Source organism: Microcystis sp. LE19-8.1F (assembly GCF_027531715.1).
Taxonomy (GTDB): domain Bacteria; phylum Cyanobacteriota; class Cyanobacteriia; order Cyanobacteriales; family Microcystaceae; genus Microcystis; species Microcystis wesenbergii_A.
Genome location: NZ_JAPZSO010000113.1, coordinates 1 through 9,539, shown reverse-complemented (window position 1 = coordinate 9,539; position 9,539 = coordinate 1). Strand labels below are relative to the sequence as shown.

Here is a 9,539-nt window from a genome sequence, read left to right as displayed (position 1 = left end):
CAAAAGTCAAAAGGGAAGAAAAATATGTGTACCTCACTAGCTTATAGCGGTGTGCAGTCGTATTAGGTACAGTGTCACAAGCTATAAACCATGCTAGGCAAAGCTTGGTCTGTATCTCACTCAAGCGCTTACCGCTATAAGGTTCTTGACTAATTAAAAATGAATCGAGAAAATCTGTGTCTTTGGTAATAACAATACGATTTTGTTGAATTGAAAGAGCGTTAATTTCTGCATCTGTCGTGGCATTTTATCGACTAAAAACTTCATGGTGCAATTTGGTAGATGCTTTTTACCTGAGTCAACCGAGTGGCAAACAATAACGCCGCTAGAATATCCTCCCGTTCCAAATCATCGTAGTCGGCTAAAATATCTTCGATACTCATGCCAGAACTAAGTAATTCTAGGATAAATTCAACAGGATAACGCAATCCTCGAAGGCAAGGTTTGCCATGACAGATATTTAAATCGAGGGTGATTCGCTGCCAAAGTTGTTTTTCCATCGGTAATTCAGTTGCTTGTCATCTGCCTTTTTCCCCAGGGGATATTTCTAAGAAGAAAGTTGCCCGCTAGTTTGTCCTTAGCTGCTATATTAACTGGTTAAACCGTGTTTTAGGGCAAAACGTACCAATTCCGTGCGACTATTAGTACCAGTCTTGCTGAATAAGCGACTGACGTATTTTTCTACGTTTCTGACACTGGTTTCTAGACGACTGGCAATTTCTTTATTCATCAATCCCTCCGCTACTAAATCTAAAACACTTTGTTCCCGGGGGGTAAGGTCAATTTTAATCGGGGGGGGAGTAGTAGTAAAAGTGTTCTGTTGTCCCACCTGCTGTTTTAATTCCCGGATATCTCGGGCAATTTCTTCTAATCTAGCGTTTTCGCTGGTGGCTTGCAAGGATTGACGACGGCGCTCGATTAAAGACTTGATTAATGCTTCTAATTCTTCGGGATCGAAAGGCTTGGATAAATAAGCATCACAACCAGCATTATAACCCTGAATGCGATCGCTTGTCATCCCCCTTGCAGTGAGAAAAACCACGGGAATTGTCTGAAAACGAGCATCTTCGCGCAATTTCTTCAGAAACTGATAGCCATCCACCTGCGGCATCATAATATCAGAGATAACTAATTCCGGAATTTCTTGATTGAGTAAATCCCAGGCTTCGTTAGCATTACTAGCAGTTCTTACCTCGAAGTCATCCCCGTACTGTAGATATGCTTGCACAGATTCACGAACCCCCGGTTCGTCATCCACTAACAAAACTTTCGCAGGTGTGTCCATCAATTTCTCGCAGCGATCGAATATTGTCCGAATCCTATCTTATCAGCTAAGGAGATAGGAGTCAGTAGTCAGGAGGCAAAAGGCAAAAGGCAAAAGGCAAAAGGCAGGAGGCAGGAGGCAAAAGGCAAAAGGCAAAAGGCAAAAGGCAAAAGGCAAAAGGCAGCTTTGTTCTTCCCACACCCCACACCCCACTCCCCAGATCATCCTCAAGATAGTGGCGGTGAGTTAAACTAGCAGATAGAACTAAAAAATTACAAAAATCACACAATGATTTTATAATCCTTTCACCATTCTTAACAAATCCCGTGACCATTCTCTGCTGGCTCGATCGCATTAGTGCTTCTGATCGCCCCCTGGTGGGGGAAAAAGCTTTTATTGCCAGTGAATTACACCAGCGAGGATACCCAATTATCAGGGGATTTGCCATTTTTAACCGCATTTTTGCGGAATTTTTGGAAACTATCAACAAGGCTGACTCGTTTCTGACTGATTTTCCGCAATCTTCCCTCTATTTAGACGTAGATAACGCCAAAGCTCTGCAATTAGTCGCCAAAGAGAGTCGCCGCGCCATTTTACAAGCGGAAATTCCTCCTCTCTGGTTAGAAGAACTAGGGGCGGCCGTGGCACAATTATCCATGGATACCCTAGTATGGCGCTTTTCCCTACCAGCTAATCTGGCTCGGCGAACTCTCGGTTTATTTTCCGCCCCAATCAGTGGAATTAAAGCAGATAATCTAGAAAATGCCCTAAAACAAGCTTGGGCGGAGTTATTCACCGCCAGAAGTCTATTTTATTGGCGAAAAATGGGAATTGGTTTAGAAAACATTCAATTATCTTTACTGGTACAACCGTTATTACCGGCTAATTGTGCGGGAAATCTGTTGATTAATGAGGATAACTGGAAAATTCAGGCGGTTTGGGGTTTAGTACACAGTTTAGTTAATGGAGAAGTGGCACCGGATACCTACATTATCGATCGCTCCGGTCAATTACGCAGTCGGCAATTAGGCAATAAATCCAGGGCTTATTATCTCAATAGTGACAGTAATCTGCTTGCACCACAATTATTAGCACCCAGTTTACAGGAAAGCTACTGTTTAGATAATTTCGCCCTCGATCGCCTTTGTCAGCTGGCTCAATCTCTGCTGACGGAAAAACCGACGTTAACCAGCATAGAATGGCTGATGATGCTGGATGGTCAAATTTATATTCTCAACTGTCACAGTCAGGAAATCACCGCTACTACCTGCCATTATCCCTTAAGAGGATTAGGGGCATCCCCAGGGTTGGCATCGGGAGTGGCAAAAGTGATCAGCAATTTCGACTCCCCAGAGGCAAATTTTCAGGATTGCATTTTGGTTACTACTAATTTACCTCCCAAAAAACTGCCCCATTTACGCCAAATTCGGGCAATGATCACGGAACAGGGGGGATTAACTAGCCATGGAGCCATTTTAGCCCGGGAATTAGCCATTCCTGCCGTTGTCGGGGTGAAAAATGCCACGGAAATTATCCGCTCAGGCGAGATAATTTTAGTAGATGGTACGAGGGGAATTATTTCTCTAGCATCTCAGGAACAGATTTCCTTACCCCCTCCACCCCCCAGAGAAACCGACGGCACGGCAATTGCTACCCGTTTGATGGTTAATCTCAGTCAAACTGAAAGTATTGCCGGAATCCAAGAACTGCCTATTGATGGGATCGGTTTATTGCGCTCAGAATGGATGATTTTAGAGTTACTTTCTCAGCGTAATCTAGAAGAATGGTTAACGCCAGAGCATCAAGAAGCATTGCTCGAGAGATTAAGTGATTTAATCGCACAATTTGCCCTTAGTATCCAGCCTAAGCCTTTATTTTACCGTTCTTTTGATGCTCAACATTCGGCTCAAGACAGTCGGGGAACCCATGGTTATATATTAGATCCGACTCTATTCGATCTGGAATTGCAAGCTTTACGACGGGTACAAACCACCAGCGCCACCAATATTAATTTACTGCTTCCCTTTGTCCGCGGAGTTGAAGAATTTATTTTTTGCCGGCAACGGGTACAATCGGCTTTACTCACTCAAGTCCCTTCTTTTCAATTGGGCATAATGGTAGAAGTACCCGGGGTAATCTTTCAATTGAGGGATTATGTGCAAGCGGGCGTACAATTGCTCGCTATTGGTACTAATGATTTAACTCAATTACTTTTAGGTAGCGATCGAGAACATTTCTCAGAATATTTTAACGCCCGTCATCCCGCAGTCAGGGCAGCTTTAAAACAAATTATCACTCAAGCAAAAGTTTTACAGATTCCCTGTTCCGTTTGCGGTATGGCCATCGTCCAGTATCCTGAAATTATCGATGATCTGATTGCTTGGGGTGTGACTTCTCTTTCGGTGGATAGGGAGGCAGTTTTAGCCACTAGAGAGGCAATTGTTCGCGCCGAAAGAAGGTTTTTATTGGAAAATAGCAGATAATCTCGGCAAAAGGAGCGTTAGGGGTTGGCTGTTGAGGAAGATGTTAAGTAGGGTTTGCGGCAAAAAGTTTCTCGTGGGGTGTAGGGTGTAGGGTGTAGGGTTTTACCCATTTTCATCTGGTAAATTACCTAATTTTCCTAGAAGTTTCCTACTGTCTTTTCACTGATCACTGATTACTGTTTACTGATCACTGATTACTGTTTACTGTTTGCGGCTAGAAATCCATTGGTGGATTATCATACTTTGTGCTTTTTGTCAAAAAAACTTTTTTTTTGCAATAAAACTACACAAAAAAAAGATCATCGTTGTGGGTGAAATTGACTCATTTACCTGTCTTAGTTAGGATTACCTTCTCGGTGTGGCAAGGGTTTCAACCATTGCTGCCCAAAAAAGCACAGAGTACCCCAATATGAAATTTAGTAAAATCACTGTTACCATTGTAACATCGTTGTTAAATAAAAATCTTTCTCAATTAATTCTTAAGAATTTGTAAATATTGCGGAATGTTAATTTAAATATTCTCAAGTTTTTGGAGTTAATACATAATTTTTGCTTATATCTGTCGGAAAATAGGACTCCCGCAAAAATCCCACATCTATCATTGGGTTAGAAGTCATTATTTAGGAGTCAGGAGAGAGTATTCAGGAGACAGTATTCAGGAGTCGGGAAACAGCTTTTTTCTCCCTTCTCCCAACTCCGGCGCTCCCTGCTCTCCTATACCTTTTAAACAGGATTTGGTAAGTACCTAAGCAAAATTAATTACACATTTCGATAAAGCTTTTGCCTCTTGCCTCTTGCCTATCTTCACTAGGAAATTTATTTTGCATGACTACTTATTAGATACCGAACAGCTTGTCCCCTAATGCCTAGAGAATTTCAATAATTCCTTGACTGCCATCGAGACGAATTAATTGACCATCTTTTAACAATTTCATGGCATGATGCACATCCATAACCGCCGGAATTCCGTATTCTCTGGCAATAATAGCACCATGGGATAATTGTCCCCCCACCTCGGCAATAATGCCCACAGCCCGGGATAATAAAGGGGACCATCCCGAGTCAGTATAGGGAATAACGAGAATAGTATTAGGGGCAATTTCTAGATTTTGTAGGGTTGGCATAATTTTGACTCGTCCCTCCACTGTCCCCCCACTAGCGGCAATTCCCTGTAAGCGTTTTTTGGCAGTTAAATTTGAAACTAAAAATTCTCTTTTCGGTGGTTGTCCATAAACGATGTAGGGAATATCGGTTAATTGAGAGTTTTCTTGGAATTGTTGGCGACGCTGGCAGATAATCTGGTTAAGATTGGCGATTTTATTATTCTGACCCAACTGGGTAACTTCTGAGTAATTTAGATAAAATATATCTCCCGTCTCCGATAATATTTGCTGCTGTAACCAGAGGGTTTCTAAAGCAAGAAAATGCCAGCGTAGGTGAGCTAAAAGACGGGAGTAAATTTCAGTCCCTTGGTTTTTGATATTTAACCTTTTTTGGACAGTATGGGAAGATTTGACTTTTTTATGGCTATTATTGCCCGGACTATCTAAGGGTAGTTGTAGCAGCTCTTGGGGATTTTCTCGCCATCTCGGTATCGAAATATCGGTTCCTACTTCGCTTAAATAACCGTAGGTTTCTAACCAGAGGGAAAAAGCTGAGTCAAAATCTCGATCGAGCGTATTTTTTCTCAGTTCAAACAGCGATCGCATTGAGGCTATTTCTGGTGCTTGGGAGTTATCCAATTTCTCAAAAGGTACTCGGGAAATACTGCGACGCAAGGCGAAGCTAAGAGGGGCAAGAATACTATAATAGGTAGCTTTTTTTAAGACGGTTAAAATCTCCTCAATTTGCTCTAAAATCTCCCCTGAAGATAAAGCTTCTAGGGAAGTAGCGTTAATTTTTTCGAGCGTCGGGATAAAATAGTTTTTTTGATCTTGGCTAAAGTCTTTTTCTAACTGTAATTCCCGTCCTAAAAGTTTTAATAAACCGGGGGAATTAGCCAAGGTTGCCGTTAAAGGTGGTTTGGTAAACTTTGCCCCTTTGGTCAGGAATTCTAAGCTTTCTGGAGGTAATCCCATGCGACGGAAAATTGTTCCTAACAAAGAAGCATTAAAATAGGCTCTTTGATAGTGTAAAGTCGCCGTTTCATTGAAGTCCAAATCGAGGGCTTTTTTGTCTAAAACTAACCGGAAAATATCTCCCCAAACTCCACAGGTTAAAGGGCGATTAATTGACCAAGGCAAAGGACGAATCACCCCGGGTATAACTTCCGCCGCGATTTTTCTTGTCCAAATTGGCTGTAAATTGGTGATAGGACGGCACTGTAATAACCATAATTTTTGTCCGTCATGAGTCCATTCTATATCTTGGGGAATGCCATGATCAAGGGTTTCTAATTGCCGACAAAGATTAGCTACCTGTTGAATAATAGCAGGGGGAATATCTCCCGCTCCGATGATGATATTTTCTTCTAAATTGACTCGATAACTTTCGGGGGTGATTCTTCCCGATACAACTCTGGTGGCATCTCCGGGTAAAGCTTCAATAACCACATCTAAACTGAGAGGATTAATCGTATCACGACTGAAGGCAACCCCCGAAAAAACTCCTCGAATTTGTTCTTGAATTAACACAGCCATGGCCGTGTTTTCTTGACCTCGATCAAGTCGATAATTAACAGCATTAGGACTATTATAGGAGGTTTGGCAACTTAAAATCGCCGCCGCTAAATTTTCTTGATCGATGACGTTAAGAATTGTAGTATATTGTCCCGCAGATGAAGCGGTTTCACTATCTTCTCCAATAGCGGAAGAGCGCACGACTAAGGGATGATTAATATCAGGATGAAGAGATTCTATTAACGGCTGTGGATCATCCCCCGGTGGTAAAATCCAACCCCTAGGAATGGGATAACCGGCACGCTTAAGATAGGCTAAAGTGGCGGCTTTTTGTCCCACTTTTAAAGCCGTCAGATTGTCATCAAGAGTTTGGATCGATCGATCTCCACGAAAAAAACGAAACATAGTTTTTGATTCATTGTTAACACTTGCTTCGGGTAAGTCTAAATCGTCGGCTATTTTTTGAAAAATTGCCCCTAATAGACAGGCTAAAGCAATGGCAGTTATAATATAACCTGAATCGTGGGGACGGCGCAAGGTGAGAATTAAAGCTAATAAAAATAATCCTACCAATCTACCCGTAGATTTTTCTCGAAAAATAGTAAAGCTAATCCCACTAATGATTGAGGTGAGAAAAACAGCGACAAAATCGTGAACGATTAATCCCCAGAAAACATTAGTAGTTCCCGCACCTTTTCCTAACCAATAGCGCCCCACGACTAAGGCAATTAAAGCTAATAATTCCCAAGTGGAGCCGGTGGGAAAAAATAAACGGGTTAGGAAAATAACGATAATTCCCTTGGCTGCTTCCGAAATTACCGCCAAAATTCCCACCAATTTACCCCCATGATAAAAGGCGGCAGTTACACCGATATTACCGGTCCCTAATTGGGATAATTTACGTCCAGTTACTAGATAGTTTATCCAATCGATCAGAGGCAATCCCCCGATGATGGGACAGACTAAAAAAATAAATAGGGAACCCCAAATTTCTGTCATTATATTTTCTGGCTCTAAAAAATAGTTAATTCTCGGTGGAGTCCTGTCAGGTATCGGGATTAGAATAATTCCGCCCACACTCCCTGAAATCTTATATAGTATTTTAGCTCTACCAACCGACGACATTATTTATTTTAAATTTTACTTTATAAATACTTACAGCCTTTCTCGGACAGATGAGGTATAATGACAATAGTGATTGCAGCAATTACGGGTGTCTTTCTTGGAGACTGCCTTAAAAGCTTCTTCGAGAGCCTTGTCTAAGTCTCGATAATTTTTCGGTTGTAATTTTCCCAAGATAGACTTGACTTTTGGGCAAAAGTTTTCAATAGTTTTCAATCGAGGTAAAGTCGAGAGAGTAAGGATGTAAATAAACTATCTTAGGCTCCTTCTTCTCCCACAGCTTGACGGACTTCTTCGCTGACATGAATTTTATCACTCACCCTTCGCTCATTTCTGGAACCGAAAATTTGATAAATTGTCTCAAATGCAGTCTAGCAAACGCATTGAGCGTTCTACTCGAATATTTATTAGTACAAAAAGACCATTTTGAGGTTAAGGAATCGCCACTTTTCTGCTTATCTTATTCGCTAAAAAGCATACAGGATAAAGGTTACAGCAATTTTAAAACCCTTGCCTTAAAAAATTAAGCGAACAATGAGTTATAATTGATAGCAATTACAGAAAATTATTATCTTGAAAATAAAATAAGACTAGGTTTATGTTGCTCGATCCTTTGGCAATGTCTTCAGTAGAACTAGATAATTTAAATCAACTTCCTGATTGTTCGGCCATATATTTTGCTATCGATTCTCAAAATAGAATTCTTTATATTGGTCAAGCAGTTAATCTTTTAACTCGCTGGAAAAATCACCATCGTATATATCAATTACAAGAAATTAATCAAGATTATCCTGTAAGAATAGCTTGGCAAGTTTGCAATAATGAAGAATTAAATGAAATTGAACTATATCTAATTAAACATTTTCAACCTTTGCTAAATAGAACACAAGTTAAATCTCCACAAATTGTACCATCAGAGTTAGTCTTCCGAAATTTTCTCAGGGAATTTTCTCGACGATTAATCATTATTGGGTTTAAACCACAAACTTCTCAAGAGCTACCACATATTCATTTGAAATATGACTGGAAAGATTGTTCTCCGAAAGGTACAGCCGCAAAGATTAAAAATTTTATTCAAGAAAATAATCATATAAATACCAGTTTTAAGATTAGAAGAAAACCTTGGGGAAGAATCAGCGGGCCAGAAGATTTTCAAATAGGCAGTCGCGCACAAAAATCCCTAGCTCGTCAGAATCGTTCCTATAATAATCATTGGGAAATGGCTTGTAATGGAGTAATAATCTCTATCACCCCTACCAATAATTATAAACAGATTAAATCAATAACAAATTTTCAAAAACTTGCTGGGGTAAAAATGAGAACAATCCCAGAACATGATTTTAAGAGAATGTCTAATCAATATCCTGATGATTTGGCGGATTTATGCTGCTTTGTCGATGATTTAGTTCCGTTACTTTGGATTGAAGGGTAATCTTGAATGGGTGCATCTCAATTTTGTAGAAATATCTATATTACATTTTGGGTGCATAGGATCATTGGTGTCAACTCAAGGAAATAGCCCGCCAAATTTGTTGAGAGAGAGCCTCCCTTTCCCTGTGTCGTTTACTTTCAGCTTTAACTCAGCCAAAAAGTTTAGCTCGCTCGGCTAAATAAGTAGTCGTGCAAAATTAATTTCCTAGTCGAGACGGGAGACAGTTATCAGTTATCAGTTATCAGTTATCAGTGGGTAAGTTATCAGTTATCAGATTTGAGTTTTAAGTGTGCAGTATTAAATAGAAGTTTCCTACTGGTACTTAAACAAATTTAAAGCCCAAATGTAGCCCAAAGCCGCTTTGTGAGCGGAAAAGACATCAATATTCTGCGTTAGCCAAGGGAAAAAACAAAAAGACATCGCTGTACGAAAAGCCTCCAAAGCATCAGTAAATGTCTCCAAAGGTTTATTCGCCCATCGCCTTTGTAGTCCCCCGGTTAAGTGATGCCAGAGAATAAAAGTGTAGGCACAAAACACCAGGATAAAATGGCGAAGAAGGCTTTCTTTCTCGCGAACCTGATATTCTCTTAGCCCTAACCATCCTTTCGCCTCTCGATAGA

5 protein-coding genes and 2 pseudogenes are annotated in these 9,539 nt (G+C 40.5%); 2 read left to right on the top strand and 5 right to left on the bottom strand.

What is annotated here, in order from left to right:
• From O9334_RS11250 to O9334_RS11240, 3 genes and pseudogenes are all read right to left on the bottom strand, one after another.
• Window positions 1-229, bottom strand: a pseudogene (locus O9334_RS11250) (hypothetical protein); the annotation flags it as partial.
• 34 nt (window positions 230-263) lie between these two features.
• The gene (locus O9334_RS11245; RefSeq protein ID WP_002795660.1) at window positions 264-500 is read right to left on the bottom strand and encodes a DUF433 domain-containing protein; all 237 of its coding nucleotides are present in this window, start codon (window positions 498-500) and stop codon (window positions 264-266) included.
• Between the two features lie 89 nt (window positions 501-589).
• Complete coding sequence (locus O9334_RS11240; protein ID WP_002795661.1) at window positions 590-1,285, bottom strand: response regulator transcription factor; 696 nt, start codon at window positions 1,283-1,285, stop codon at window positions 590-592.
• 305 nt (window positions 1,286-1,590) lie between these two features.
• On the opposite strand from O9334_RS11240, the gene O9334_RS11235 reads away from it, so the two are divergent.
• The gene (locus O9334_RS11235; RefSeq protein WP_288000306.1) at window positions 1,591-3,747 is read left to right on the top strand and encodes a putative PEP-binding protein; all 2,157 of its coding nucleotides are present in this window, start codon (window positions 1,591-1,593) and stop codon (window positions 3,745-3,747) included.
• 866 nt (window positions 3,748-4,613) lie between these two features.
• Here the strand turns inward: O9334_RS11235 and O9334_RS11230 are convergent.
• Window positions 4,614-7,364 (bottom strand): glycerol-3-phosphate acyltransferase, encoded by a 2,751-nt coding sequence (locus O9334_RS11230; RefSeq protein ID WP_288000305.1) that lies wholly within the window; start codon window positions 7,362-7,364, stop codon window positions 4,614-4,616.
• A 721-nt stretch (window positions 7,365-8,085) separates the two neighbouring features.
• Between O9334_RS11230 and O9334_RS11225 the strand changes: the two genes are divergently transcribed.
• On the top strand, window positions 8,086-8,919 hold the full coding sequence (locus tag O9334_RS11225; protein ID WP_288000304.1) for a GIY-YIG nuclease family protein: 834 nt from the start codon (window positions 8,086-8,088) through the stop codon (window positions 8,917-8,919).
• A gap of 312 nt (window positions 8,920-9,231) precedes the next feature.
• Here the strand turns inward: O9334_RS11225 and O9334_RS11220 are convergent.
• Window positions 9,232-9,539, bottom strand: a pseudogene (locus tag O9334_RS11220) (IS701 family transposase); the annotation flags it as partial.

Bases quoted from the DNA above. Each gene is read 5' to 3' on its own strand.
- O9334_RS11245 (WP_002795660.1), bottom strand. From the start codon at position 500: ATGGAAAAACAACTTTGGCAGCGAATCACCCTCGATTTAAATATCTGT.
- O9334_RS11240 (WP_002795661.1), bottom strand. From the start codon at position 1,285: ATGGACACACCTGCGAAAGTTTTGTTAGTGGATGACGAACCGGGGGTT.
- O9334_RS11230 (WP_288000305.1), bottom strand. From the start codon at position 7,364: ATGACAGAAATTTGGGGTTCCCTATTTATTTTTTTAGTCTGTCCCATC.
- O9334_RS11225 (WP_288000304.1), top strand. From the start codon at position 8,086: ATGTTGCTCGATCCTTTGGCAATGTCTTCAGTAGAACTAGATAATTTA.